At 64.3% G+C, this 25,392-nt stretch carries 18 protein-coding genes and 5 pseudogenes; 8 read left to right on the forward strand and 15 right to left on the reverse strand.

Annotated features, from left to right (window positions below):
• Window positions 1-3: 3 nt before the first annotated feature.
• From MI302_RS01695 to MI302_RS01715, 5 genes are all read right to left on the reverse strand, one after another.
• A complete protein-coding gene (locus MI302_RS01695) occupies window positions 4-999 on the reverse strand; it encodes a hypothetical protein (RefSeq protein ID WP_239726035.1) in 996 nt (331 codons plus the stop codon).
• Window positions 996-3,509, reverse strand: a complete 2,514-nt coding sequence (locus MI302_RS01700) for an LPS-assembly protein LptD (RefSeq protein WP_370687356.1) — start codon at window positions 3,507-3,509, stop codon at window positions 996-998. Before MI302_RS01700 ends, MI302_RS01695 begins: the two co-directional genes overlap by 4 nt.
• Entirely contained in the window at window positions 3,506-4,549 is a 1,044-nt protein-coding gene (locus MI302_RS01705) for an LptF/LptG family permease (RefSeq protein ID WP_015718142.1), read from the reverse strand. Before MI302_RS01705 ends, MI302_RS01700 begins: the two co-directional genes overlap by 4 nt.
• Window positions 4,546-5,556: an LptF/LptG family permease gene (locus MI302_RS01710; protein ID WP_239726036.1), complete on the reverse strand. Its 1,011-nt coding sequence runs from the start codon at window positions 5,554-5,556 to the stop codon at window positions 4,546-4,548. The genes MI302_RS01705 and MI302_RS01710 overlap by 4 nt, the downstream gene beginning before the upstream one ends.
• An 803-nt stretch (window positions 5,557-6,359) precedes the next feature.
• A complete protein-coding gene (locus tag MI302_RS01715) occupies window positions 6,360-8,267 on the reverse strand; it encodes a DNA topoisomerase subunit B (RefSeq protein WP_038031542.1) in 1,908 nt (635 codons plus the stop codon).
• Window positions 8,268-8,397: 130 nt separating this feature from the next.
• On the opposite strand from MI302_RS01715, the gene MI302_RS01720 reads away from it, so the two are divergent.
• Window positions 8,398-8,796, forward strand: coding sequence for a hypothetical protein (locus MI302_RS01720; protein WP_239726037.1), 399 nt, complete (start codon window positions 8,398-8,400; stop codon window positions 8,794-8,796).
• Here MI302_RS01720 and MI302_RS01725 read toward each other — a convergent pair.
• Together MI302_RS01725 and MI302_RS01730 are read right to left on the reverse strand one after the other, a co-directional pair.
• On the reverse strand, window positions 8,783-9,943 hold the full coding sequence (locus tag MI302_RS01725; protein WP_051909135.1) for a TaqI-like C-terminal specificity domain-containing protein: 1,161 nt from the start codon (window positions 9,941-9,943) through the stop codon (window positions 8,783-8,785). The two genes, MI302_RS01720 and MI302_RS01725, sit on opposite strands and share 14 nt — an antisense overlap.
• Before the next feature lie 87 nt (window positions 9,944-10,030).
• On the reverse strand, window positions 10,031-11,218 hold the full coding sequence (locus tag MI302_RS01730; protein WP_015718133.1) for a glycine C-acetyltransferase: 1,188 nt from the start codon (window positions 11,216-11,218) through the stop codon (window positions 10,031-10,033).
• A 155-nt stretch (window positions 11,219-11,373) separates the two neighbouring features.
• Between MI302_RS01730 and MI302_RS01735 the strand changes: the two are divergent.
• Both MI302_RS01735 and MI302_RS01740 read left to right on the forward strand, forming a co-directional pair.
• Window positions 11,374-11,604 (forward strand): annotated as a pseudogene (locus MI302_RS01735) (transcriptional regulator); the annotation flags it as partial.
• Between the two features lie 238 nt (window positions 11,605-11,842).
• Window positions 11,843-12,967, forward strand: a complete 1,125-nt coding sequence (locus MI302_RS01740; RefSeq protein WP_008632315.1) for a transposase — start codon at window positions 11,843-11,845, stop codon at window positions 12,965-12,967.
• Between the two features lie 6 nt (window positions 12,968-12,973).
• Here MI302_RS01740 and MI302_RS01745 read toward each other — a convergent pair.
• A pseudogene (locus tag MI302_RS01745) lies at window positions 12,974-14,167 on the reverse strand (IS256-like element ISTth4 family transposase); the annotation flags it as partial.
• Window positions 14,168-14,187: 20 nt separating this feature from the next.
• Here MI302_RS01745 and MI302_RS01750 point away from each other — a divergent pair.
• A pseudogene (locus MI302_RS01750) lies at window positions 14,188-15,249 on the forward strand (integrase core domain-containing protein); the annotation flags it as partial.
• Between the two features lie 226 nt (window positions 15,250-15,475).
• Here MI302_RS01750 and MI302_RS12235 read toward each other — a convergent pair.
• The 4 genes and pseudogenes from MI302_RS12235 to MI302_RS01770 all read right to left on the reverse strand — a co-directional run.
• Window positions 15,476-15,772 (reverse strand): annotated as a pseudogene (locus MI302_RS12235) (helix-turn-helix domain-containing protein); the annotation flags it as partial.
• Window positions 15,773-15,782: 10 nt separating this feature from the next.
• Window positions 15,783-16,816 (reverse strand): IS630-like element ISTth6 family transposase gene (locus MI302_RS01760; protein ID WP_239725401.1). Its coding sequence is split into 2 segments (ribosomal slippage): window positions 15,783-16,327 and window positions 16,327-16,816, totalling 1,035 coding nucleotides; the frame shifts between segments, so codons are not numbered across the junction.
• Window positions 16,817-16,976: 160 nt separating this feature from the next.
• A pseudogene (locus MI302_RS01765) lies at window positions 16,977-17,547 on the reverse strand (transposase); the annotation flags it as partial.
• On the reverse strand, window positions 17,535-17,756 hold the full coding sequence (locus tag MI302_RS01770) for a hypothetical protein (RefSeq protein WP_015717266.1): 222 nt from the start codon (window positions 17,754-17,756) through the stop codon (window positions 17,535-17,537). The gene MI302_RS01770 and the pseudogene MI302_RS01765, both read right to left, overlap by 13 nt.
• Between MI302_RS01770 and MI302_RS01775 the strand changes: the two genes are divergently transcribed.
• Complete coding sequence (locus MI302_RS01775) at window positions 17,739-17,951, forward strand: helix-turn-helix domain-containing protein (protein ID WP_015717267.1); 213 nt, start codon at window positions 17,739-17,741, stop codon at window positions 17,949-17,951. The genes MI302_RS01770 and MI302_RS01775 overlap by 18 nt on opposite strands.
• 300 nt (window positions 17,952-18,251) lie before the next feature.
• On the opposite strand, the gene MI302_RS01780 is transcribed toward MI302_RS01775, so the two are convergent.
• The 3 genes from MI302_RS01780 to MI302_RS01790 form a co-directional block, all read right to left on the reverse strand.
• Window positions 18,252-19,844 carry a PQQ-binding-like beta-propeller repeat protein gene (locus MI302_RS01780; protein ID WP_038032562.1) on the reverse strand — a complete coding sequence of 531 codons (1,593 nt, stop codon included), beginning with the start codon at window positions 19,842-19,844 and terminating at the stop codon, window positions 18,252-18,254.
• 75 nt (window positions 19,845-19,919) lie between these two features.
• A complete protein-coding gene (locus MI302_RS01785) occupies window positions 19,920-21,182 on the reverse strand; it encodes an MFS transporter (RefSeq protein ID WP_239726039.1) in 1,263 nt (420 codons plus the stop codon).
• A gap of 90 nt (window positions 21,183-21,272) precedes the next feature.
• Window positions 21,273-22,139, reverse strand: coding sequence for a hypothetical protein (locus MI302_RS01790; protein ID WP_239726040.1), 867 nt, complete (start codon window positions 22,137-22,139; stop codon window positions 21,273-21,275).
• Here MI302_RS01790 and MI302_RS01795 point away from each other — a divergent pair.
• The 3 genes from MI302_RS01795 (at window position 22,128) to MI302_RS01805 (ending at window position 25,318) form a co-directional block, all read left to right on the forward strand.
• On the forward strand, window positions 22,128-23,063 hold the full coding sequence (locus MI302_RS01795; RefSeq protein WP_239725638.1) for a transposase: 936 nt from the start codon (window positions 22,128-22,130) through the stop codon (window positions 23,061-23,063). The genes MI302_RS01790 and MI302_RS01795 overlap by 12 nt on opposite strands.
• Window positions 23,064-23,317: 254 nt before the next feature.
• Window positions 23,318-24,442: a transposase gene (locus MI302_RS01800; protein ID WP_008632315.1), complete on the forward strand. Its 1,125-nt coding sequence runs from the start codon at window positions 23,318-23,320 to the stop codon at window positions 24,440-24,442.
• Window positions 24,443-24,538: 96 nt separating this feature from the next.
• Window positions 24,539-25,318, forward strand: coding sequence for a CsgG/HfaB family protein (locus MI302_RS01805; RefSeq protein WP_126216804.1), 780 nt, complete (start codon window positions 24,539-24,541; stop codon window positions 25,316-25,318).
• Window positions 25,319-25,392: the final 74 nt, after the last annotated feature.

Consider the following 25,392-nt stretch of genomic DNA (forward strand, 5'->3'; position numbering starts at 1 on the left):
GCCTCATTCTACCGGGATGAAGGCCAAGGTGGTGGGACTGAAGCCCAGGTTCAGGCTCCGCAGGAAAAGGGGCGGGGAGGGTACCAGATCGTAGACCTCCAGGGCCTGCCCCTGGACCAGGTAAAGGTAGCCATCCTGGCCCACGAGCCCGGCTGTATAGGTGTGGAACTGCCGCTGCACGGGGGACTCCCGGGGAAAGAGCACCTGGAATCCTTGCCCATAGGCCACCCCTCCCCCCACGGGATCCAGGGCCAGGCGGCTAGGCCGGGGAAAATCCGCCAGAACCTTGCGGCTTGGGACCTCCTCCCCCTGGAGGGTGTAGAGGCGGACCTCGGTAGGGGTAGTCCCGAGGCCCAAAAGCCGCCCCTGGCCGTCTGCCCTCAGGTCCCAGGGGGTCTGGAGGGGCGGGTTCAGGGGCTTTTCCAGCCTAGGGGTGGCGCCCGGTGCCTCGGCCGGGCGGAAGCCCAGGGCCCCCGGGGCCAGGTAGGCCAGAAGGTCCAGGCCTTCCTGGGGCAGGAGGGCGAGGCGGGAGGCGGGGTCTAAGCCCGTGAGGTCTGCCTCCTCCGGGGTTCCGGGGTCGGGAAGCCCGAAGAGGAAGGCCTTTTGCGTCCCAGGGCAGTGGACCAGGAGCTTATTCTGCCCCAGGCGCAGGTAGCCCCCGGTGCAGTCCACGTCGTTCGGGAAGGTCGCCTGCGTGGGGGAAGGCTGGGGGACTGTGGTTTCCGAGAAGCCTTGGGTGGAGTAGGCCTCGAGGCGGTCAGGGAAAAGGAGGTAGAGCCGCCCGAAGGTTTGGCTATGGGCCAGGTCCTGAAGGCTTGGGGTGGTCCAGGTGCCCACGGGGTTTGGCGTGCCTCCCTGGAGATCCCGGGCCCGGAAGAAGCGCACCTCCCCCTCCCCTCCCATGGCCACCAGGGCGGGCAGGGGAGGCTCCTGGCTTCCCGTGCAGGCGCTTAAGGCAAGGGCCAAGAGGGCTAGGGATAGGGGCCAAAGCTTTTTCACCGGCCACCTCCCAGCTTTACCCCCTCCTCGGAAAGGAGAAGCCCTGCCGCCTGTCCCCCGTAGAGGAAGGCCAGGCCCACGCTCCCCTTGGCCGCATCCAGGGTAAAGCGCATGGCCCAGCAACACCGGTCCAGGACCAGGATGAAGCGGGGTTTTAAGGGTTCTCCGGGAAGGTTTTGCGTGAGAAGGGCCGCCAGGTGGAGCTTGGTGTTTTCCCTGCCCAGGAAGGTGAGGGTGGGTCCGAAGCTGCGTAAGGCCAGGCCGTAGCCCTCGGGGGTTTGCGGCCTTCGGGTGTAGGTGAGGCTTCCCGAGAGGGAAAGCCCGGGGATGGCTCCTTCCCCCGCCTCGTCCGCGGGCACGGGCTTCCAAAGCTCCATGCCGCCGCTGAAGGTGGCGTCCTTGAGGTAGATGTCCTTATCCTCCACCTCGGGCAGGTGCAGGTTGGCGTTTAGGCGGAAGCCCACCTCGGGGAGGGCCTGGGTCAAGCCCAGGCGCAGGTTGGTGGCCCGGAAGCCCTCCTGGTACCGTCCGGAAAGCTCCAGGTCCAATAGGGGTCCCGGAACGGCCCCAAAGCGGTAGCCCAGGGCGTAGCCCAGGGCCTTGGGATCCAGGGTGGTCCGCAAGGAGAGGCTTTCCGGACCGAGGATGGCCTGGCCTTGCAGGGCCAGGGTGTCCACCTCCCAGTCCCGCCGGCCTTGCAGGGTGTAGGCTGTAACTCCCTCCCGCAGGGCATAGGTGAGGTCGGTGGTGAGGGCTCCCTTGCCGTTCAGGTCGTGACGGTGGGTGAGGTTGAGGCTTCCTCCGGGAAGGGCATAGCCTGCTTGCAGGAGGAGGGGGTCAAAGAGGGCCTTCGGGTGGTCGAAGCGGAGGCTAGCTTTGAGGGAGAAGGGATAGGGGGTGAAGCCCGCCTCGAGGCGGGTTTCCAAGGGGCCTTCCCCCTCGAGGCCCCGCTTGTGCCCCACCGTGAGGCTGTAGCCCTGGTCCTGCAGGAGGACCTGGGCCTCCAGGGGGAGGTACCTTTCCTCCTCCAGGTTCCTGCCCGCCTTCAGGCTCAAGGAAAGGGGTCTTTCCTGGAAACCCAGGGCCAAGGTGGCCTGGTGGCTTCGCCTTTGGGGTAGGGCGTCAAAGCGAAAGGGGGTTTCCCCCTCCTGGACGCTTCGGGCATAGCCCACCTCCACGCTGAATCCCCCCAGGCTTTGCCGCAGGCTGGCCGAGGTGGTCCAGTCCACCTGCCGCTCGCGCTCCCCATCGGGGTTTTGTGTGGTGTAGTAAAACCCCCGGAAGCGGTTCTCGGCCCGGAAGGTGGCCCCGGGCCAGGGGGAGAGGGAAAGGCTTTCGCTGTGGGCAAGGAGGGCTCTTCCCGCCTCGGCATAGGGCCCGAGGGCCCGGGCGGAGCGGTTTAGGGGGTTGGTTTCCGCCAGGTAGCGGCCCAGGACGAAGCCTGCCTGCAGGCTAAAAGGACCTTCCCGGAACACGGGGCTTTGGGCCTCCACCTCGGGCAGGCGCTGGAGGGTGCGGGGGGGTGGGGTGGCGGGGTCGTGGTCCCAAAACCCCTCCACCCTCAGGGTGTAGCGCCAGTCCTGGGGCGTGGGGGTGCCGGGGGAGAGGGCCTCGAGGCGGAAGCGGGTCAGTTTTTCCCGGGTATCGTCCCGCTCCACCAGGGCGCTGAGGGAAAACTCCTGCCGCTTTAGGGCGTACTCCCCCCGGTACTGGAAGGTGTCCGGGGGAGTGTGGAGGAAAAAGTAGCGCTCCTTGGCCTCCCCGGTGCCGTAGTGGTCAAAGCCGAAGCCGTAGCCCCGGCCTTGGTAGTAGGAGAGGAGGGTGAATCCCAGGCCGGAGTCGGCCACGTAGGGCAAAGCGGCCTTCAGGTAAAAGCCCCCTTCGTCCTGGCCCACCTCGAACCGGGGCCGGCGCTCGGAGAGGAAGAGGAGGAGGACGGGAAGCTCCAGAACCGGTTTCTCCTGCACCAGCACCACCACCCCCCGGGCCACCACCCGGTCCCCTGGGTACAGGACGATCTCCCGGGCGCGGAAGGCGTAGTCGGGTACCTCCTGGCCGCACGAGGCGCAAGGGGTGGCGTAGCCGTTTTCCAGGAGGATGGCCCCTGCCACCCGCTGGCAAAGGGGGCCGGTGAGCAGGAGGTCCTTGGCCTCGATGCGCACCTCGAGGGCGTCAAAGCTTTCGTCGGAGAGGTCTATCTGAAGTTCCTCCGCCTCCACAAGCCTTCCCTCCCGGTCCCGGTAGCGCACCCCTTCCGAGAGGAAAAGGAGCTTACGGGTGCGAAAGTAGGTGGCCCTTCCCGCCTCGATGGCCTCCCCATCCCGCTCCAGGCGCACGGGGTTCCCCGTGAGCACGTAGACCTCCTCCCCTCCTTCCTGCCTTAGCTCCAGCTTTTCCGCCTCCAGGATCCTCAACACCTTCTCCTGGGCCAGGGCCAGGGAGAAGAGGAGCAGGACCGCGGCCAGCCCAAAAGTGGCTTTTCGGATAGCTCCAGGCCAGGGCCGGCTCACCTCCGCCCTCCCAGGAAGAGGAGGAGGCCCAGGATCCCGTAGAACAGGTTGGGCCCCCAGGCGGCCAGGATGGGATCCAGGGCGTTTTGCTCCCCCATGATCCGCCCCACGCTCCAGGTGGCGTAGTAGAAGAAGGTGAGGACCGCCACCCCCACAAGCCCCAGGCTCCGGGACCCCCCGAGGAGGTAGAAGGCCAGTCCCGTGGCGAAGAGGGCGAAGACCAGGCTGGCCGCCGGCTCGGCGTAGCGGCGGTAGTAGGTGGTGGCCTCGAGGCCCGCCTTCACCCCGCTTTTCCTCAGCCTTTCCACCTCCTCCTTGAGCTCCTTTAGGGTCATGCGGTTGGCCGGGTTCTGCCAGGGCTCAAAGGTGAGGTCCCTGAGGACCAGCTCCCCCTCTTGAAAGCGGGTCAGGGTCCTGGGCCTATCCCCCTCGTAGGTGACCCTCAAGCCCTTTTCCACCTGCAAGACCCCTCCTTGGAACCTCCCCTCCTCCGCCAGGACCACCTCCTCCTGCGAAAGGATTCTAAGCTTTCCGATCCTGTCCCGGGCCACCTCCCCCACGTAGACCACCCTGCCCCTGGCGTCCTGGAAGGTGGTGCCCGGGGTGAGAAGGGCCCTGGGCCGTTCCAGCACCTGTCTGCGAAGGAGGTCCTGCCCCTGGGCCAGGGCTTTGGGCACCAGGCTTTCCCCCAAAAGGAAGCCCAAAAGGGCCAGGAGAGCCCCGAGGCCCAAAAGGGGTAAAAGCACGCGTTCCCGCCTTATCCCCAGGGCCAGGAGGGCCTTGAGCTCCGAGTCCTCGCCCAGGCGGGAGAGGAGGAAGAGTAGAGCGAAGAGGTAGGCCACGGGAGCCCCCCGCACCAGGGCCTCGGGGGTGCGGTAGAAGAGGTAGAGGAGAAGGGTGTAGGGATCCGCGCCCTTGGCCACCAAAGGGGCCAGGACCTCGTAGACCGCCCCGGCCAGGAAGAGGAGGACGATGACCGCAAGCCCCAGGCTGAAGTGGGCCAGGACCTCGCGCAGGAGGTAGCGGTCCAGGGTCTTCATCTAAGCCTCCAGGTGAGGTAAAGGGCCAAGGCGGCAAAGAAGGCGTTGGGGAGGAAGGCCAGGAGGGGGTTCACGTCGTAGCGGGCCAGCTGGGCGCTCAGGGTCCAGAGCACGTAGTAGCCGAAGATGAGGAGGACGATGCTGAGGAAGGCCCAGGCAGCCTCCCGGAAGGAAAGCCCCAAGGCGGCTGCCACCAAGCCCAGGAAGAAGCCCCCGAGGGCATCCGAAAGCCGGCGGTACAGGGCGAAGCGGGCGCTGGGCTCCACCCGGCTCCTTTCCCAAAGCTCCCGCAGGGTGGTGGAGTCGTAGGGATCGCGGGAGCCCAGGCTTTCCTTGGGGCGGAACTGGGTGGGGAAGGGAAGGGTGCCGGCAAAGGGCTTGGGTTTTCCCCCCTCAAGGACGTACCCCCGGAAGTGCCACCCCTCCTTGTCCCAGACTCCTTCCTGGCCGCTGTAGATCCGGCTCCTTTCGTCCACCACCCGGATGCCGTAGAGGCGGTTTTGCCCCACCTCGGGCCGCACCTCCTCCGCGTAGTAGACCCCAAGGCCCTCCGCGGCGTAAAGCTGCTTGCGCAACACCCCGCTTAGGCCTCCTTCCCCGTAGAGGAGCCGGGCCAGGTGCTGGTCGTAGGCCTCGAGGGCCCGGGGGCGAAGCTCGGCCAGGTTGAGGAGGTTGAAGAGGCTAACCAGAAGGGCCAGAAGCGCCAGGGGTTTCAAAAGGGCCCAGGGGGGTACGCCTGCGGCGTAAGCGGCCTTCAGCTCCGATTGGCGGATGAGGCGGGCAAGACCCACCAAGATGGCGAAGACCAGGCCCAGGGGAAGGGCCAGGCTCAGGGTCCAGGGCAGGCGGTAGAGGATGAGCTTTAGGATGGCCTCCACGCCGGCTCCCCGGCTTAGGAGCACCCCGGAGAGGCTGGAGAGGAGGTCAAAGGTGAGGAGGGCCGCGAAAAGCAGGACCCCCACCAGGTAGGGGATCAGGACCTCCTTGAGGACATACCGGCCCAGCACCAGACCGAGTATACGGGGCCAGGATGAGAAACAAGCGCAGGAGGCGGGAGCTCAGTGGGCGATCACGTGGATCACGGGCAGGCCGAAGCGCTCGGCCTGAGCCAGGGGGAAAGCCCCGGGAGAGGGTGGCCCGGCAGGTCCCGGGATGGGCCAGGAGGGGGGAGACGTCCCCGGCCTTGGCCAAGGCGATGGGGATGCCCTGGGCCTCTAGGGCTTGCCTGGCCGCCTCGGCTTCTGCCTGGGCCCGCCTTTGCCTCTCGTTTTCCTCATAGACCCACCCGGGCGGGAGTATAGCGGGCACCAGAGGACGAATTCGGCCTCGAGGTCCTGCCCTAGGTTCTCCCTTGGCTTTGCCGCCAAGGGCTTTTGGGCCACCCCAGGTACCGGGCCATGGGGTGCCTCCTTTTCCCTTCCGGAAACCCCAAGGATGCTCTGGGGAGAAGGCCCCGGGGCTCTTCGGGATCTAATTTGGATTGAGTTCCTTTAGTTCGCCTAACCCCCGTCAAACCCCTTTTGGGGACGGGGTTTATCGCATACCACTTTACATACCGGAAACCCGTGGTATACTGAAGGAGTCAGAGCAAGGGAAGCCGCCCGCGGGCGGCGGGTTTTTTGGTGCCCTGCCTTCCACTCCTCCAGGGGCCGAGCCCGCTCCCCTTGGCCCCCTCGGGGCCGGGGGGAGGAAACCGGGGTACGGGCTTATACCCTTTACTTTTGGTTCCTGCGCTTCCAGGTTCCCAAAAAACTTCACAGGGACTCCCTACCAGGGCCCCCATGCAGGCTTGGGCCTGCATGGGGTGGTATTAGATGTCAATTTCCGCGTAGCGGGCGTGCTCCTCGATGAACTCCCTCCTGGGGGCTACTTCCTGTCCCATGAGCTTCTCGAAGAGCTCGCTGGCCTCGAGGGCGTCCTGGAGCTCCACCTTCTTCAAAACCCGCTTCTCCGGGTTCATGGTGGTTTCCCAAAGCTGCTCGGGGTTCATCTCCCCGAGACCCTTAAAGCGCTGCACCTCGTAGCTTTTCCCCTCTAGCTCCTTCAGGCGGGCGGCAAGCTCCTCGTCGGAGTAGAGGTACTCCACCTTTTTCCCCACCTGCAGGCGGTAAAGGGGCGGCTGGGCGATGTACACGTGCCCCCTTTCAATCAGGGGCCGCATGTAGCGGTAGAAGAAGGTGAGGAGGAGGGTGCGGATGTGGCTTCCGTCCACGTCGGCGTCGGTCATGATGATGATCTTGTGGTAGCGGAGGCCCTCGAGGTCAAAGTGGGCTTCGTCGCCCGTACCCCCGATCCCCACCCCGATGGCCGCCACCATGGCCCGCACCTCGGCGTTTTTCAGGGCCTTGGAAAGCCCCGCCTTTTCCACGTTGAGGATCTTGCCCCTAAGGGGCAGGATGGCCTGGAAGCGCCGGTCGCGGCCCTGCTTGGCGCTTCCCCCGGCCGAATCCCCCTCCACGATGAAAAGCTCCGCTTCCTCCGGGTTTTCCGTCTGGCAGTCGGCCAGCTTCCCGGGAAGGTCGTCGGACTCCAGGGGGTTTTGCCTTCGCACCAGCTCCCGGGCCTTCCGGGCAGCCTCCCGGGCTTGGGCGGCCCGCAGGGCCTTCTCGTAGATGGTCTTGGCGATGCGGGGGTTCTCCTCGAGGATCTCCAAAAACTTCTCGTAGACCACCTGGCTTACGGCGCTCCCCGCCTCGGGGTTTAAAAGCTTTCCCTTGGTCTGGCCCTCAAACTGGGGTTGGGGTAGCTTTACGCTCACCACGGCATAAAGCCCCTCCAGCAGGTCGTCCCCGGTGGGCTGGGGGCCTTTTTCCTTGTTTAGGCCCGCCTTCTTGGCGTACTGGTTCAGGGCCCGGCTGTAGGCGCTCTTAAAGGCGGTGAGGTGGGTACCGCCGTCCCGGGTGGGGATCATGTTGGCGTAGGTGAGGATCTCGGCGTTGTACCCCTTGGTGTGGATGAGGCCCACCTCCACCTCCACCTCCCCCTCCTGCCCCTTGAGGAGGAAGGGCTTTTCGTAAAGAAGCTCCTCCCCTTCCGCCAGGGCCTTGGCGAAGGAGGCCACCCCCCCTTTGTCCAGGTAGACGTCCTCCCGCCCGTGGATGAGGTCCTTGAAGACCAGCTTGAGCCCCGCCACCAGGTAGCTCACCTCCCGCAGGCGGGCCCTGATCTTGCTGGGGTCAAAGGCCTGGTTCCCGAAGATGAGGGGATCGGGCTTGAAGGTAACCCGGGTGCCGGTCTTGCCCTTGGGAGCGGGCCCCACCAGGGCAAGGGGTTCGGTGACCTCGCCCCGGCTGAAGGCGATCCGGTGGTGCTTTCCCTCCCGGAACACCTCCACCACCGTCCACTCGGAAAGGGCGTTCACCACGCTGGCCCCTACCCCGTGGAGGCCCCCTGAGACCTTGTAGGCGCTGCTGTCAAACTTGCCGCCGGAGTGCAGGGTGGTGTAGATCACCTCCACCGCGGGCTTGCCCTCCTCGGGCATCAGGTCCACGGGGATGCCCCGGCCGTTGTCCTCCACGGTGAGGGAGCCATCGGGATTGAGGGTGGTGACGATCTCCGTGGCGTAGCCCGCCAGGGCCTCGTCCACGGCGTTGTCCAGGATTTCCTTGAAGAGGTGATGGTACCCCTCCACCCCCGTGCCCCCGATGTACATGGCGGGGCGGTGGCGTACCCCCTCTAGGCCTTTGAGTACCTTAATGGCGGAAGCGTCGTAGCTCACCCCCTTAGTATACCATAGGTTAGAGCCCCCAAGTTTTCCCTTAAGGATGGGCCTTGGGCGGATGCGCCGGATCCAAGATGTTTGTTTTCATTACCGATTATGCGCCTTGTCCCCGCCTTTCCTGGGTTATATGATGCCTGCCGTGCCCGCCTTGGTTTTGCTCCACTTCCTTCTGGGGTTTTACCTGCTGGTGGCGGTGCTGGTTCTGGCCTTGGTGGGGCTATGGGGCTTTTGGCGGCCCCTTTCTGGGGGGTTTTACCGATTCCTGAGGGGCACGGCCTGGGTGGCCATCCTTCAGGTGGCCCTGGGGTTTGCCCTTTTCCTGGCGGGCCTCAGGCCCAAGGATGGCCTGCACCTCCTTTACGGTCTCCTTCTGGCGGCGGGGCTTCACTACCTGGGGGGCCTCGAGCCGGGAGGGTGGTTCTACAAAGGCCTGAAGGACCCTCCCAAGCGCCCAGAGCTCTTTGTGGCCTTGGGCCTCCTCTTTGCCGTGGGGCTTGTCCTTCGCGTTTACTTCACCGGGCGCTAGCGGCAAAGGGGACCTGGTTCAAGGCCAAATCCCTGGGCACTGGAATCCGCAAGAGCATCTCCCGGGTGAGATGGGGCACCACCTCCCGGTAAAGCCCCCGGTAGTAGGCCTGGACCTCGAGGCCATTCAGGTAAGACACCAGGCCTTCCGGGTCCACCCTCACCCCTGCCTTGGGCAGGAGGTGGAACTCCTCCCGCCAGGGATAAGTCCTCTTATCCCAGGCGGCCACCACCCGGTAGTGGCGGGTGTTCCCCACCACCAGGTGAGGGGTGGCGTAGAAGGGCTTGAGGAGCCCTGCGGCCTCCTTGGGGAAGTAGAGGCCGGAGTAGGGGGCCTCGTAGTCGATCTCCCCCGGCTTCAGGTTCCTTCCCGTGAGGATGGGCACCAGGCCGGGACCCGGGGCGGTGCGGGTGAGGGGGTGGGATCGGATCTCCGGGCTCCGGGCGGCGAAGTGGGGGAGGAAAAGCGCCCCCAGGGGCACCCCCTTGCTCTCCATCTCCAGGGCCTTGGGGTCGGGGAAGCGGATCATCTCCCCCTGCCAGGCGGGGTCTTCCAGAAGGAGGACGGGGCTATGGAAGAGGGGGCCTTCCGCATCGTAGAGCTTTAAGCCCCTTCCCCCCTTCCTGAACCGGACCACCGCGGCCACCACCTTGACCCCGGGGAAGGCCCGGCCCAGGTAGTAGACCTCCGTCTCCCCCTCCCGGGCCAGGAAGGCCCTGAGCTTATGGAACTCCGAAAGGACCATCCACCCCGCGGGGATCACATAGACCAGCATCCCCGAAGGGGCTAAGAGCCTCACCCCCTTCTCCAGGAAGGCCCCGTAGAGGTTGTAGCGCCCGTGCCAGGTGGCGAAGCGACTTCGGTAAAGCCTCCGCCGCTTTGGGTCCAGCCGGGCTCCCGCCCCCAGGGCCCCGTAGGGAGGATTCCCCAGGATGAGGTGGAAGGTCTCGTGGGGCTCCCAGAGGAGGAAGTCCGCCAGGTGGCTTTCGGCCCAGGGGGGCGGGTCCAAGGCCAGGGGGTCCACCTCTACCGCATGGAAGCGGTAGCCTGAGCCGTGCGCCTCTCGGAAGGCCCGCAGGAAGGGGGCGTGGGCTGAGGCGGGCTCGAGGATCCTCCCCCCCTTGGGGGCCTCCGCCAGGGAAACCATGAAGCTCACCAAGGAGGGAGGGGTGAGGATGCGGCCCAGGGTACGGGAGGGCAAGGAAGCCACCAGGTGGGTCCTTCGGGAAGCGGCCTAGCGGATCACCCCAAGCTTACGGCCGACTTTCTCGTAGGCCTCGAGGGCCTTGTCCAGCATCTCCTTGGTGTGGGCGGCGGTGACGATGTTGCGGATCCGGGCCTTCCCCCTGGGCACCGTGGGAAAGCCAATGCCCACAGCGAAGACCCCTTCTTCCAGGAGGAGGCGGCTCGCTTCAAAGGCCAAGGGGGCCTCCCCGAAGAGTACCGGGGTGATGGGGGTCTGGCTTCCTAGGGTGTCGTAGCCCATGCGGGCAAGCTCCTGCTTGAAGTAGCGGGTGTTTTCCCAAAGCCTTTCCACCCGCTCGGGCTCCTTCTCGATGAGCTCTAAGGCACCCAGCAAAGCCCCCACCACCGCCGGGGGGTGGCTGGTGGAGAAGAGGAAGGGCCGGGCCTTGTTGATGAGGAGGTCCTTGAGCTCTAACGCCCCGGCGGCATATCCCCCCACCACCGCCCAGGCCTTGGAGAGGGTGGCCACCTGGATCACGTCGGGGTCCTGGTGGAAGCCAAAGTGGTGCACCGTGCCCTTGCCCTTTTCCCCCAGGACGCCGCTTCCGTGAGCATCGTCCACGTAGACCACCGCCCCGTACTTCTTGGCCAAGGGCACGATGCGGTCCAAGGGGGCGATGTCCCCGTCCATGGAGAAGACCCCGTCGGTGACGATGAGTTTGAGGCCTTCGGTGTCGTGGGCCTTCAGGAGTTCCTCCAGGTGGGCCACGTCGGCGTGGCGAAAGACCAAACGGGTGGCCTTGGTGAGGCGGAGGCCGTCGATGATGCTGGCGTGGTTGAGCTCGTCGGAAAAGACCAGGTCCCCCTCCTGGAGCAGGGCTCCCAGCACCCCCTGGTTGGCGGTGAAACCCGATTGCAGGACCAAGGCGCTTTCCGTGCCCTTGAAGCGGGCCAGGGCTTCTTCCAGCTCCAGGTGGTAGGTAAAGGTGCCGGCGATGGTGCGCACGGCCCCGCTTCCCGCCCCCCACCGTTCCAGGTACTGGCGGGCTTTCTCCTTCAGGTAGGGGTGGTTGGCGAAACCCAGGTAGTTGTTGGAGGCCAGGTTCACCACCTCCCGCCCCTCCACCCGGGTCACGGGCTCCTGGGGAGCCTCGAGGACCTTGGGGCGGATGTACAGCCCCTCCTGCTTTAACCTTTCCAGTTCGCTTTCCACGCGGGCGCGCAGGGATAAACTCATGGCCTTATCTAACCCCGGGGGGTGGGTTCATGGCAAGCCGCACCTGGACCTGCGGGTGTTTCTTACCTTCTCTTGATCGGGAGGGGTTAACCTGAGTGAGGGGGTGGGAGCGCTTCCATAACTATGGACCGATCCACACCGAGGGAATCCTGGCAGACCTTTACCGGCTCACGGCAGAGGCCATCCGCCGCCTGGGCTTGCTGCGGGAATTTCCCGGCCGCACCGAGGCCGACCTCTACCTATGGGTGATGGACCACCGCTACTTCCTGGCCCAGGAACTGGGGGCGGACCTTGGCCCCGAGGAGGCCGCCCGCTCGTACGAGGCCCGGTTTGGGCCCTGGTGGAAGCGGCTTGGGGGGTGGCTGAAGAAGGCTATTTTGGGGTAGGCATGAAATCCCTCATTTTCTCACAAAGGCATCATTTGTCAAGTGCAAATAAACAGCAGGACTTTACCCACATCTCCGTTTCGTGGTAAATCTCCCCTTGCGGGCGCAGCCCGTATCTGGTACCGGGGGTGATCCATGGACATGCTCAAGGTGGCCGAGGCCAGGCTCCAGGAGTTCACGGGCCGTTTTGCGAGCGTTTTCCCCCGATAAGCGCCTCCACCGACGGTTTGAAGAGGTGGTGCGGGGCGCCTTGGCCGCAGGCTCAGCCCGGGTGAGCGAGATGGTGGCCTCGCTCCCTTCTCCCCTCCAGAACCGCTTCCACCAGGCCAAAGCCCTTTACCGCTTCCTGTCCAACCCACGGGTGGAGGCAGAAGCCCTCCTTGACCGGGTCTATCAGGAGAGCGCGACTGCCCTGGAGGGTGAGGAGGTTCTGGTCCTCCTGGACCTGAGCCCGGTGGCCAAGCCCTATGCCCGGGCCCTGGAGGGGATAGCCCGGGTGGGGAAGGATAGGCGGCCCGGGTACGAGCTCCTCACCGCCCTGGGGTTGGACCCCGCGGGGCGGCTGGCCCTGGGGTACGCCCACCTGGTGGCCTACGGGGAGAGGGGGTTTGCCAGCCTGCCCAAGGAGGTGGAGGGAGCCATTGAGGCGGCCCGGGAGCGATTGGGGGGCGTGGGCAGGAGGCTGGTGTATGTGGCGGACCGGGGGTTTGACGACCGGAAGGTGTTTGGGCAGGTGCTGGCCCTGGGGGAGGAGTTCGTGGTGCGGGTCTACCGGGACCGGAAGCTTGGGGAGGGGGGTTCTCTGGCGAAGGTGGCTTCTTCCCTGGCCCTTCCCTGTGGGGAGGAGGTGGAGCTGAGGGTAGGGGGCAGGTACCAGCGGGTGCGGCTCCACTTCGGATGGAGGGAGGTGGAGGTGGAGGGGAGGCGGCTCCACCTGGTGGTCTGCCGGGTGCCAGCCCTGGGGCGGCGTGGGGAGTGGTGGCTACTGACCAGCTTGCCGGTGAGGGGGAGGGAGGAGGCGGCGCAGGTGGTGGAGGCGTACCGCAGGCGGTGGGAGGTGGAGCGGTTCTTCCGGCTTTTGAAGACGGGGCTGGGGCTTGAGACCTTCCAGGTGCGGGGGCTTGCCCGGATCCGGAAGGTGGTGGCGGTTTTGCTGGGGCTGGCGGTGTTCCTTTGGGAAGTTGAGCGGTTGGGGGATCCGTTCAAGGGGTTTCTTTTGCAGCTCGGGGGCAAGCTGGGGCTGCCCAGCGAGAGGGATGGTCCGTACCTGCTCCTGAGGGGCCTGGTTCGCCTGCTCAACTATGAAGTCACCCAAGAACTCTTGAAGCAGGCTAAGGGAGGGCGAGGAAGGAGTTTTGGGTAAAGCCCTGTTATGTGTAAGAGTCTGTGTACGGGGGGCATACCGCTCCTGAAGCATCTTCTCCAGCACCTCCTTCACCTCCGAGAACCCCTTTAGTTTCCGTTCTGCCCACCTCCCTTCCTGCCTCTCCGACTCCAGGTAAAGAAGCTTGTACACCGCCTCTTCCTTAGGAAACTTGTGGTCCCGCACCTTCGTCCCCCGCCGTAGCTCCCGGATAAACCGCTCCATCAGGTTGGTGCTCCGCAGGTACGGCCAAAGCACCTTGGGGTACCCGTAGAACCGCAGGAAGGCCCCCGAATCCTGTACCCAAAGCCCCACCACCCCCGGGTACCGCGAACCCCAGGCGGCCTTCACCTCCTCCAAGGCCCCAAGAGCTTCTTCCCGGCTCTCCGCCCCGTACACCCGCCTCAGGTCCTCCGCCAGCAGGCCCCGGTCCCGGGAGCGCACCTGGGACAGGCTCCACCGCACCCCGTGCACCACGCACCGCTGCCACTCCGCCTGAGGGTAGACCCTGCGGATCGCTTCGGGAAGCCCGGGCAGCCCGTCGGTGACAAAGAGCAACACCCGCCGCAGGCCCCGCTGCCAAAGCTCCCCCAGGACCCCCTCCCATCCCAGGGCGCTCTCCGTGGGCAAAAGCCAGAACCCCAGGACCCGCCTCTCCCCATTAGGGGCGATGCCCAGGGCCACATACACGCTTTCCCGTACGATCCCTTCTCCTTCCCTGAAGACCTTTAGGGAAAGCCCGTCCAGGTAGACGAAGGCCATCTCCTCGGGCAAAAGCCGGGTGCGGAAGGCTCCTGCCGCCTCCAGGACCTCGTCCGTCAGGGCGCTCAGGGTCTCGTGGGAGTAGCGGTGGCCTAAGAGCAGGCTCAGTATCTCGGCCGCCTTGCGCTGACTGACCCCGGCGGCGTAAAGGGCTACCGCCACTTCCCCCACGTCCACCAGGCGGCGGACGTAGGGCTTAAGGAAAGCCGGGTAATACCGAGATTCCCGATCCCTAGGGACCTTCAGGTCCACCTAGCCAAAGGCGGTCTCCAGCTTGCGGGGGTAGTAGCCGTTCCTGCGGCCTCCGTGCACCTGCAAGAAGGCCGTCCGGTCCAACTCCAGAACCGTCTGCAAAACCTCGGCCACCGTCTCCCGCACCGCTGAACCCGGCCAGACACATGTGAGACTGGACGAGTAAAAATGTGGGGACCACTCCAGAAGAGAGGGGGTCCCCACGAATGCAGCTTACCACGGTTGGCAAAGAGGTTTTGCGGGGAGCGCGGAAGGCCCGGGAACTCCAAGAGGCCGGGGCCGGCGATCCCACGGTTCAGGACCGCTTACGGAAGCTCAAACAGGTGGAGGCGCTCAGGAAATACCGGGTGGGCTGGCCCGAGATCCAGGAGCTTTTGGGGATCAGCCGGGCCACCTACTACCGCTGGGAAAGGGCCTTGAGGGAGAGGGGCCTAGCCGGACTAAAGCCCAAGTCCCGCCGCCCCAAGCGTACACGGGGAAAGGTGCAGTGGAAACCTGAGCTCCTGGTCAGGGTAGAGGTTCTCCGGAGGGCGAACCCCACCTGGGGGCGGTGGCCCATCTGGCTGACCCTCCGGAAGGAGGGTTTTTCGGTGAGCGAACGCACGGTGGGGCGTATCCTGGCTTACCTGGAGGGGAGCGGACGGGTGGAGAGCGTGGCCAGTTTTTTGGCCAGGAGGGGAAGGGGAAAGGGAAGGGGAAGGCCAAGGAGACCCTACGCCCACAGGAAGCCCCGGGGATATCAACCGCAAGCCCCTGGGGACCTCATCCAGGTGGACACCCTTATGGTGAGCCTGGGGCCTGGGGAGGTGGTGCGGCACTTTTCGGCGGTGGACCTGTTTACCCGGTATGCCCTGGGGGAGGTGCATAGCCGGGCCACGGCGAGGCTGGCAGGGGAGTTTCTATCCCGACTGGTGGCCCAGGCGCCTTTCCCCATCCGAGCGGTGCAGGTGGATGGGGGTAGCGAGTTCATGGCGGAGTTTGAGATGGCGTGCCAAGGCCTGGGCATCGCTCTTTTTGTGCTGCCTCCCCGGAGTCCTAGGCTTAACGGGCACGTGGAGCGGCTGCAACGGACTTTTAGGGATGAGTTTTACACCCGACCTTTGCCCACGAGGGTTAGCGAGCTACAGGTGGAGCTTAATGCCTACCTGGACTACTACAACCGCAGGAGACCCCACATGGCCCTGGGTGGCCTTGCCCCCCTGGAGTTCTTGGCTAAGATACGGGAGGGGTCGGTTCCCCAAGCTGTCTCAAATGTGCTGGCCGAATACAACCGCTTCCCTCAGCAAGATTCGCAAGGTATCCTGGTCCACGGGGCACCTCCTCGTGCTAAGGTGTGCCCCCCTATTAAACACGGACCCTTACACATAAATCCTTACACGACCTGTGGGCATGGCACCCGTCATCAGACGGGAAACCCGCAGCCCTTTTCAAGTGCCCCGGTTGCATAGGGTTGAGAGGGATGGATAAGTGCAAGTTTTGAGTCACCCCAAAGCCCTCCTTCCTCAAAGCCTCCACCTTCAGGAGAAGCTCAGGAGTCCAGTGTCGCTTCCGCCGCAAGCGTTTGGGGCGCCTGGACCTGGGGACCAAACCCTTGAGCCCCTCTTCCTTGAGCCTCCTCTTCCAACGGTGGTAGGTGGCCCGGCTGAGGCCCACCAGGTCCTGGACCTCTTCCCAGTCCACCCCGTGGCGGCGTAGGGTCTCCACCTGCTTGAGCTTGCGCAGGCGTTCCTTGACTTTGGGGTCGCCGGCTTGAGCCTCGGCGAGCTGGAAGGCGAGCTTGGCCCCTCTTATGACCTCTTTGCTAAGTACCCTCCCCCAAGATTTTCAACTCCACACCCCCCAGGGCTTTCAGGGCCTGCGCCACCGCCTCCTTAAGCTCCTCCACGCTCCCGTAGTGCCGCCTTGGCATCAGGAACCCCTTCACCCGCCGCCAGACGCTCTCCATGGGGTTCAGATGCGGGCTGTACCGCGGCAGGTAGGCCACCATAAGCCCCCGCTCCCGCCACGCCTCCTTCCTCCCCTCCACCTCCCGGGACCGGTGGAAGGGCGCGTTGTCCATGAACACCTTCAGGGGCTTGGCTAAACCTTCGGCCACCCGGTCCAGATACCCCCGCACCACCTCCCACCGCACCGGCCCCTCCAAAAGGGCAAAGAAAAGCCGCTCCCCCTCCCGTCCCCGCACCAAGTGCCCCACCACGTTCACCCGCCCCCGGGAACCCCAGGCCCGGGGCACCCCCTTGGCCTCCCCCCTCCGACCCCAGGCGTAGGTAGGGGGAAGGGTCAGGGAAAACCCGCTCTCATCCAGGTACCCCACCTCCATCACCCCCTCCTCCGCCCCCTTTTTGCTTCCTCTTCCTCCTCCGCGAAAGCCTTCACCTCTTCCTCCGTGGGCTTTCCCGGAGGCACGTACCGCGTCCGTCGCCACACGTACCCCATGGCCCTCAGGTGCCGGGCCACCACCTTGGGGGCCAGGCGGACCCCGAAGCGCTCGGCTAGGGCTGCCGCAAGCTGCGGGGCGGTCCAGACCCTATCCTCGGCCAGCCTTTCCTCCACGAAGGCGGCCATCTCGGGGGTGAACTTCCTGGGAGCTCCCGGGGGTTTGCGGTAGGCGAGGCCCTGGAGACCCTCCCTCACGAAGCGCCGGAGGACGAGGTAGACCGTGGTGCGGTCCTTGTGGAAGTGCTGGGCGATCTTTGGGGCGGTCCAGCCCTCGGCCGCCAGGCGGACCATCATGGCCCACAGGCGGGTCTTCTTGTGGGTCCTTGGGTCCAGGGAGAGCTCCAGGAGGAGCCGGTCCTCCTCAGGGGTCAGCTGGATCCGAAGTGGGGCCGCCATGTTGAGATGATAAGGGGTTGGCACTTAACTGTGGCAAGCTGCGCTTGGGGGACCTCCTTTCGGAGTCGGTCCCCCTCCTTTTTATCCCATCCCGGGTCTCTAGAGTCTCACATGTTGAGTCTCACATGTTTCTGTCCGGGCTCAGGCCCCCTGGGCTTGCCTAGTAAATTGGCTTGAACCCCTTGGGAACAGGGGTGAGGGTAAGGAGGATCCGGAGGTCATAGGCGATGGCCTCCAGGAAGATCCGCTTCATCGCCGAAGAGGGCTTGCGCTCCATCAAGTAGCCCCCGGCCCACCGGCTCTTCATCCCCCCAAACACCCCCTCCACCACTCCACGAAACCGATACAGCGCATCCTCCCAGTGGAAAGCCGCCCAACGCCGCACTGCATCCCGGACCTCCCCCTTCTCCCGCAACCGGATCAGGGGCCGCACCCCAAGCCCCTTCACCACCCGCCAAACCTCCTCCCCGTCAAATCCCGCGTCCCCCAAAAGCACCCCACCCTCCCGACCAAACCGCCGCAACCCTCGGCCCAAGCCGGGGGTCCGAGGCATACCCTGGCCCCACCCAAACCCCCTCCAGAACCAGAAGCCTTAGCCCCCTCCACCATCGGGCAAGGGCCCAGAGCCTCCCATGCCCTCGCACCCGCCGCGCCTCCTGTCCCCTGCGCCACCGGGGGAGGCGGTCCTTGCTTCGGTAGGGAAGCCCCGTGGTGTCCCTTAGGCGAAAGGGCCCGCCTCATCCTCCCGGGAAAGCCTTTCCTCAGGTCTCGCCCGGAGCTTTTGCAGTAGGGCCTCCAGCATGGCCTCGTCCAGGTAGCGGTGGGCAAACCAGACCAGGGACTGGTGGGAAGGCGGGGGCTCGGGAAAGAGATCCTGGGCCCAGGCCTGGGTGGCGTGGTAGGTGATACCCTTTTTACCCCCATGACCGTCGTTGATCACCTGACCCTCCCCCAGCTCCAGCAACGGATCAAGAAGGCTCTGGCGGCGTACCACGCCAAGCAGGGCCTCACCGCCCAGGAGGTGGCCGCCATCGCCCTCCATACCTCCCGCTGGGTTTGCGCCACCGTGGCCCGCTACAACCGGGAGGGCCTCGAGGCCCTCCCGGATAGGAGGCACGACAACCGCCAAAGCTGACCCCAGAAGAACGGGAGAGGGTTCTGCAGGCCCTCATCTACCGCCAAGGCCTCCCGCCTGAAGGCGGCTTGTGGACGGGGCTCAAGCTGCAACGCTGGGTAGCGGAGGCGCTGGGGAAGGAAGTCTCTCTCTACCCCATCTACCGCCTCCCTATCTACCTGCACGCCCTGGGCCTGAGCCTTCTGGTGGACACCCGGGTGATGGGCTTACTGCAGGGGCTAAGGGCCTGGCTGAGGGCGGGGGAGGTAAAAGCGGATCCTAGGGGCCATGTAAAATCGAGGCGAGTTTTCCCGTTGACCTTTACGACGGCTTCTTAGCTCGCACATCGCGGGCGCCTGCGTGGGAAATTCGCATTGCCACGCCAGACCACTTGTGGTGTGGGTCCACCTGCCACGTTTCCACCAGATAGTCCGCCATCTCCTTGACGTGCTGCTGGGACACCTTCAGCCCAAAATGCCCAAGCAGCATCGACAACGCGGCAGCACCGCTGGCAGTTGGCTCGGCCTGGGGCTCAAAGATGAGATGTGAGACCCGCGCTTGCTGAGGTAACCCCAATGTAGGCCCACGGTTCATTCCGAGATCGACGAGAATCGTGTTCCAGATGAGCTTATCCTGGCGCCACAGTGCCACAGGGAGGGCGTACTTTCCGATGCGCTTGCCGGGGGCGAGCGCAATGCGAAAGTAAGCCCGATCTGCCCGACGAACAGGACGAATCACCGCATCCGCCCCCAGGGGCCGTCCATCGAGCCAGAGGTCTGTAACCAAAGGTGGAACCCGGAAGGAAATCTGAATTTCCCAATCGTTAGCTTGGATTTCAAGATCGGCGAGGTTTTGGTCCGCCATGCTGGTGGGATCGGCCACCGCCAGGTCCACCGCGAAGAGATAGCCCGTGAACGGGGGATCCCCACCGCCCACGAATACATGAGTTCCGGAGGGAACGGGGGCGGAGTAGGGGCCATGACCCACCGCAACTTGTGCCACGGACGACCCGTTGGACGGGTCGATGGCCTCGAGGACACCACCACCCAGGACGATCAGAAGTCCAGCCGCCAGGGCTGGAGGGGCCCAGATCCCCTCCGCGTACAATTGCCGCTCCCACAACCGGGCCCCCGTGTGCAGGCTGTAAGCGAGAATGGAGCCCCCGAGTGTGGTGACGTAGACACGTTCCCCATCCGTAAAGGCAGCGCTGCGAATCGTGACCTCCCCCACGTGATCTGTCCACAATACCTGCCCCGTGGCGCATGCGAAGCAGGTAACTGTGCCGTCGAGCGATCCGATCACGATACGGTCGGCGCCCACGGCAGGTCCGGCCGTTTCCGACGACACAACTCCGGTCTTACCAATTGGCCGTTTCCACTCAAGACTGACGGGTGCTCCCGTGTCGTCTAGGGAGACGCAGTACAGGTAATTGTTTGACGGTTCCGCACCCAAGACAAACAACAAAGGATGGGAGTCAATAAGGGAGACGCAGGGGTTGCCGAACAGAAATGTTCGCCCCACCTGGAACCTTCGTGTTTCCCGCCCATCTTCTTTGTTGACGGCGATGATAGAGTCTCCAGCACATAGGTAGACCATGTCTTTAAAAAGAACCGGGCCGCTCCTGATCCGCCACGGTGTTTTCCATGCCCACTGCAGGTCTCCGTTCTCGACGTTTAGGGCAGCCAACCCGGACTGGCCCCAGAGCATGTAAAGCCTCGATCCGTCCGTTGCTGGACGTCCGTAGCCGCCGGCAGGGAGAGCTAACTTCCACCTGAGCTCCCCGTCGTGGGAGCGGCAGGCCATCACCTCGTACTGGTGTACCGTCCGGTTATATGCCACGATCATGACTTTGTCGCCAGCCAGAACAGGATACCGTGGGACTCCTTGGATGTACTGGATCCACCGCAGCTTCATCTTTGTATCACCTCCTCTTTGTAGCTTCTCCTCGCAGTCTCTCCCCAACCCGGATGGCCCTATTGGAACCCCACCTCATCGGTTTTTCTCTCGCGCACCCCGCACCCTGAGCTGGAGCAAGAGCGCCGCGATGAGAACAGTTATAGAACCCCCCACGATCAAGAACGTTTGCACGCCGAACGTTTGGAGAACAGAACCGGCACTCAGGAACACGACCGCGGGGACGATCCGTAGGGCCGTAAACTGGGCAGCAAAGGCCCGGCCCAGGACATCCGAAGGAAGGGTCCGCTGCAGAATGCTGGAGGTGTAGACCGAAACCAATTCGGCCGTCAGACCGATAAGCGTCATCGCCAGCAGCCCCCACTCCAGTGCCCTCACGAAGCCCAGGGAAACAACCAGGAGGCCGAACAGGACCGTGGCAAGCCCAGACAATCGGCCCTCGTCCATGCGTCCGACCAGCAGAGCGGCTATCAGGGTGGCAACGATGGCCCCGAGCGCCATCGCTCCGGTGAGGAGCCCATAGCCAGCGGCACCCTGGCGCAGGACCTCTTCAGAAATGACGGGAAGGGCTATTGCCAGGACCGGAATACCGACGTTGATCACCACCAGATCCGCCATGGCAAGCACAGCCGCGCTGTGGCGGCGCAGGATACCCACTCCACTCACAAAGTCCTGTAGTACCCTTGGCCGCCAGCCCCGCACCACTGGGGATCCCCCGTCTATGCCCCGGAGCGGCAACAACAGAGCCGCGGACGCGAAAGTCAAGGCGGCATTCGCCAGGAACGTGTACGCCGGGCCCAGCCAGGCCAAGAGTAGGCCGGCCATGACCTTGCCCAAGATGTCGCACAGGTTGCGGCTCAACCTGATGAGCGCGTTGGCGTGCGTTAAGTCAACCTGGTCCACGAGGGCCGGAATAGCAGCCCCGGCTGCCACGGTAAGAAAACTGGCGGTGACCGCATGGGCCACCACCGCGAGATACAGGTGCCACACCTGGAGGCTACCCAGGAGGGACAGCCCAGTCACAGCCAGACCGAGCAGTGCCCGGCAACCCTCCGAAACGAGCATCGCTCTTTTTCTGGAAGCGGCGTCCACGTAAACGCCAGCAAAGGGAGCTAGCAGCAGTGAAGGGACAACCTGGAGGGCAAAGGCCAGTCCGAGTTGTAGGGTGCTGCCCGTCAGCTGAAACACCAGCCACGGGACGGCGATGGAGAATAGATTCTCGCCAATGCGGGACAGGGTCCTGCTGATGAAAAAGTACGAGAATGGGAGTTCTCGGGTGAGAAGTACTAGCCCTAACCTAGCCTTCAAGGCCTTCAAGGTGGCGATGGCTTTATGCATAAAACGCCCCCGCAGAGGCTAGTGTTTGAGGAAGCATGGCCTCCGTGAGATGACGGAATAGGGGATACGGTAAGGCTATGCGCTACCTGGCTAGACCATGGCCCGCTCAATAGCAGTGATACGATGACGGGAGACGACCCGGATGGTCTCCTTCCAGTCTCGCAACCAGAGGGAGCGGATGACAAGATCAATCTCTGCCGTAATCTCGCCGTTTACAGGGTCTTCCAAGATCACGGGAATAACCACGGAGCGTGTTTCCCCCGGCTGCAGCTGGCCAAGGCTTATCTGGTCCCCGTCCGTGTCCAGCTGCAAGCCTTTTGGCACGGTCAGCGTCAGGAATGCCTCCTCTGCAATAAAGGTCCGGAAGAGAGGCTCGGGACAAGAATACGTGACGTTGCATTGGAGTGCATCCACGCCGTCGAACTGGATTTCTACATTCGGCAAGACACCGGTAATCACAGCGTCTCTAGTGCAGTCCACGGCAAGGAGGCCAAGTTCACGGTAGCCGATACGCCACTCTCCGCCCCTGCTTCCCCCCCAGTGGCTTTGATCCCACGGGTCGAGAAGGATGAATTCCTCGGCGGCGTCGTCATAGCCCACCACCAGCACCGCGTGCCCAGTGCGGTCGACTTCCTTCCGGAGGATGTCCTCCTCCATAGGGTAGTTCCACCCCGGATGCAGACGGACCAGAACAGGCAGGTTCTGGGCCACCAGTAAGCGGATATAGTTGACAAAGCGCTCGTGATAGGGGTCATGGTACATGAAGCATGGGAGCCCCGTCACCGCCAGCTCGCCAACCTTACTAACAACAATTCCAATATCCCTGGTCGGTGCGCTCATGGTTTTTTCACGCTCCTTTCTATCATTATATATCCTGCCCCCCTTTCGGATATTCAATGCATACCCCCTTGACAAGCCAAAGGAAAAGGGGGCGCTTGGTGAGCTGTGGAAGAACACCAGACGCCCCCTTCCATCCTACCCCTGCCCCTGGAGGAACTGGTCCCCCTGCTCCAGGCATGGCTCCAAGCCCGCTTGCCAGAAGGGGAGAGAAAACCCGGCAGGCCCAGGACCTTCTCCGACCTCAGCCTCTTTCTCTTCCACCTGGTCCGCGCCCTCCTGGGCTTCTCCAGCGAACGCATGCGCCGGGAACTGGCCCGCAACCCTAGGCTCCGCAAGCGCCTCGGTCTAGAGCGCGTTCCCTCCTCTGCCACCCTCAGCGAGCGGAGCCGGAAGCTACCCTGGCCCCTCCTGCGGGGAGGGAAGCGGGTGGGCCGGGGGAGGCGGGTGCTGGCCATGGACGCCACCCTTCTCCCCGCCCAGAGGTCGGATGGGGAGGCGGCTTGGGGCGTGGGCTCGGATGGGGGCTGGGTTTATGGGTACAAGCTCCACCTCCTCGTGGACCTGGACACGGGGGAGGTGCTGGCCCTACGGGTGACCCCGGCCTCATGGCACGACTCCCCGGTGGGGCGGGGGATGCTCTGGGGGGTGGAGAGGTTTCCTGGGGAGAAGCCCCCCGTGGTGGTGGCGGACGCGGCCTACGAGGGGGAAGCCAACTTTCGGTTGGCGAGGAGGCGAGGGATGCTTCTGGTGACGGGGCATAACCGGAGACGGGGAAGGCCAAAGGGGAGGGGGCGGCTTTTGAACCTGCGGCGGCGGGGGAGAGGTGCGTACCGGAGGCTTTTGGGGCGGCGGTGGGAGCTGGAGACGGTTTTTGGTCTGCTGAAGGGGCCGATGGGGCTGGTGGGGGCGGTGGGGAGGGTACGGGGGCTGAAGGCGGTGGCCCTGCAAGTGGAAGCTTGGGTGATGGCCTGGAGCGTGGTGGCCCAGCTTCTTGGGCAGGCGGGTCTGCCCATCACCCGGGTGTTGCGGGTGGTGGCGTGAGGTGAGTACGCAGGTGAATATCCGAAAAGGGGGATTATATATCCTGGTCTGAGGTCGTGTCAAGAGTTTGTGCAGGACTTTACCCACATCTCCGTTTCGTGGTAAATCTCCCCTTGCGGGCGCAGCCCGTATCTGGTACCGGGGGTGATCCATGGACATGCTCAAGGTGGCCGAGGCCAGGCTCCAGGAGTTCACGGGCCGTTTTGCGAGCGTTTTCCCCCGATAAGCGCCTCCACCGACGGTTTGAAGAGGTGGTGCGGGGCGCCTTGGCCGCAGGCTCAGCCCGGGTGAGCGAGATGGTGGCCTCGCTCCCTTCTCCCCTCCAGAACCGCTTCCACCAGGCCAAAGCCCTTTACCGCTTCCTGTCCAACCCACGGGTGGAGGCAGAAGCCCTCCTTGACCGGGTCTATCAGGAGAGCGCGACTGCCCTGGAGGGTGAGGAGGTTCTGGTCCTCCTGGACCTGAGCCCGGTGGCCAAGCCCTATGCCCGGGCCCTGGAGGGGATAGCCCGGGTGGGGAAGGATAGGCGGCCCGGGTACGAGCTCCTCACCGCCCTGGGGTTGGACCCCGCGGGGCGGCTGGCCCTGGGGTACGCCCACCTGGTGGCCTACGGGGAGAGGGGGTTTGCCAGCCTGCCCAAGGAGGTGGAGGGAGCCATTGAGGCGGCCCGGGAGCGATTGGGGGGCGTGGGCAGGAGGCTGGTGTATGTGGCGGACCGGGGGTTTGACGACCGGAAGGTGTTTGGGCAGGTGCTGGCCCTGGGGGAGGAGTTCGTGGTGCGGGTCTACCGGGACCGGAAGCTTGGGGAGGGGGGTTCTCTGGCGAAGGTGGCTTCTTCCCTGGCCCTTCCCTGTGGGGAGGAGGTGGAGCTGAGGGTAGGGGGCAGGTACCAGCGGGTGCGGCTCCACTTCGGATGGAGGGAGGTGGAGGTGGAGGGGAGGCGGCTCCACCTGGTGGTCTGCCGGGTGCCAGCCCTGGGGCGGCGTGGGGAGTGGTGGCTACTGACCAGCTTGCCGGTGAGGGGGAGGGAGGAGGCGGCGCAGGTGGTGGAGGCGTACCGCAGGCGGTGGGAGGTGGAGCGGTTCTTCCGGCTTTTGAAGACGGGGCTGGGGCTTGAGACCTTCCAGGTGCGGGGGCTTGCCCGGATCCGGAAGGTGGTGGCGGTTTTGCTGGGGCTGGCGGTGTTCCTTTGGGAAGTTGAGCGGTTGGGGGATCCGTTCAAGGGGTTTCTTTTGCAGCTCGGGGGCAAGCTGGGGCTGCCCAGCGAGAGGGATGGTCCGTACCTGCTCCTGAGGGGCCTGGTTCGCCTGCTCAACTATGAAGTCACCCAAGAACTCTTGAAGCAGGCTAAGGGAGGGCGAGGAAGGAGTTTTGGGTAAAGCCCTGCAAATAAACAAGGCGAAAACCTGATGCCTGTTAAAGTTTTCTAAGCCACCCTCCTTAGAACCGGGGGTGGAGAGGGAGGTGACCCCGCTATGCGAAAGGGCTTGCTTTCTCTGGCTGTCCTTTTTCTGGCCGCATGTGCTCCTCAGGTGACGACCAAGGTAGACTCGGGACTTTCACCGGATAACCCCTATGCCACCTATACGGGTCCTAGGGCAAAGGTCGTGGTTGCCTCGTTTTCATGCAAAGCGGAGAAGTGTGGACCCGGTGTGGATTCTTCTCAGCTTGGTGCGGCTGTTTTGGGTAAGCTGTTTGGAGTAGAGGTTTCAACGAGCCGAGGAGACGTGGGAGCTGGGATTTCTGATATGCTCACCACGGCGCTGATTAACACCAATCATTTTATCGTGTATGAACGGTCCATTCTTGAGCAACTACAGAAAGAAGCAGGTATAGGCAACCAAGTTCAGCAACTTCAGGGCGCGGAAATCCTGATTACTGGAACCATCACCGCTTTTGAGCCCGATGCTAGTGGTACACGGGGTGGGGGCGGTGGATTCTTGGGGGGTTTATTAGGTGCGGTGGCGGGCGGCCAGAAGAAGGCCTATGTAGCCGTGGATTTCCGGGCGGTTGATGTTCGCACGGGGGCCGTGGTGGCCGCTTTCCGCGTGGAAGGGGAGGCTTCCGACACTGACTTCGGCGGTTTGCTGGGAGCTTTTGCCCTGGGCGGGGCCCTAAGCCAGTATCAAAAAACCCCCATGGGTAAGGCCCTTGCGGTCATGGTGAGCAAGGCGGTGGAGGAGCTCATCCGGCGCATACCCCCCTCCTACTTTAAGTACGGTCCGGATGGCCAGCCCCTGCCCCAAAAGGGCTAGGAAGGCCTATCTTCGCGGGGATGGCGGCCAAGGGAGGCCGCCATCTCCCTTCTTGACAACGGGAACAGGCCGGA

Origin of the sequence: Thermus sp. NEB1569, from assembly GCF_022385295.1 — a bacterium.
Classification (GTDB): Bacteria; Deinococcota; Deinococci; order Deinococcales; family Thermaceae; genus Thermus; species Thermus scotoductus.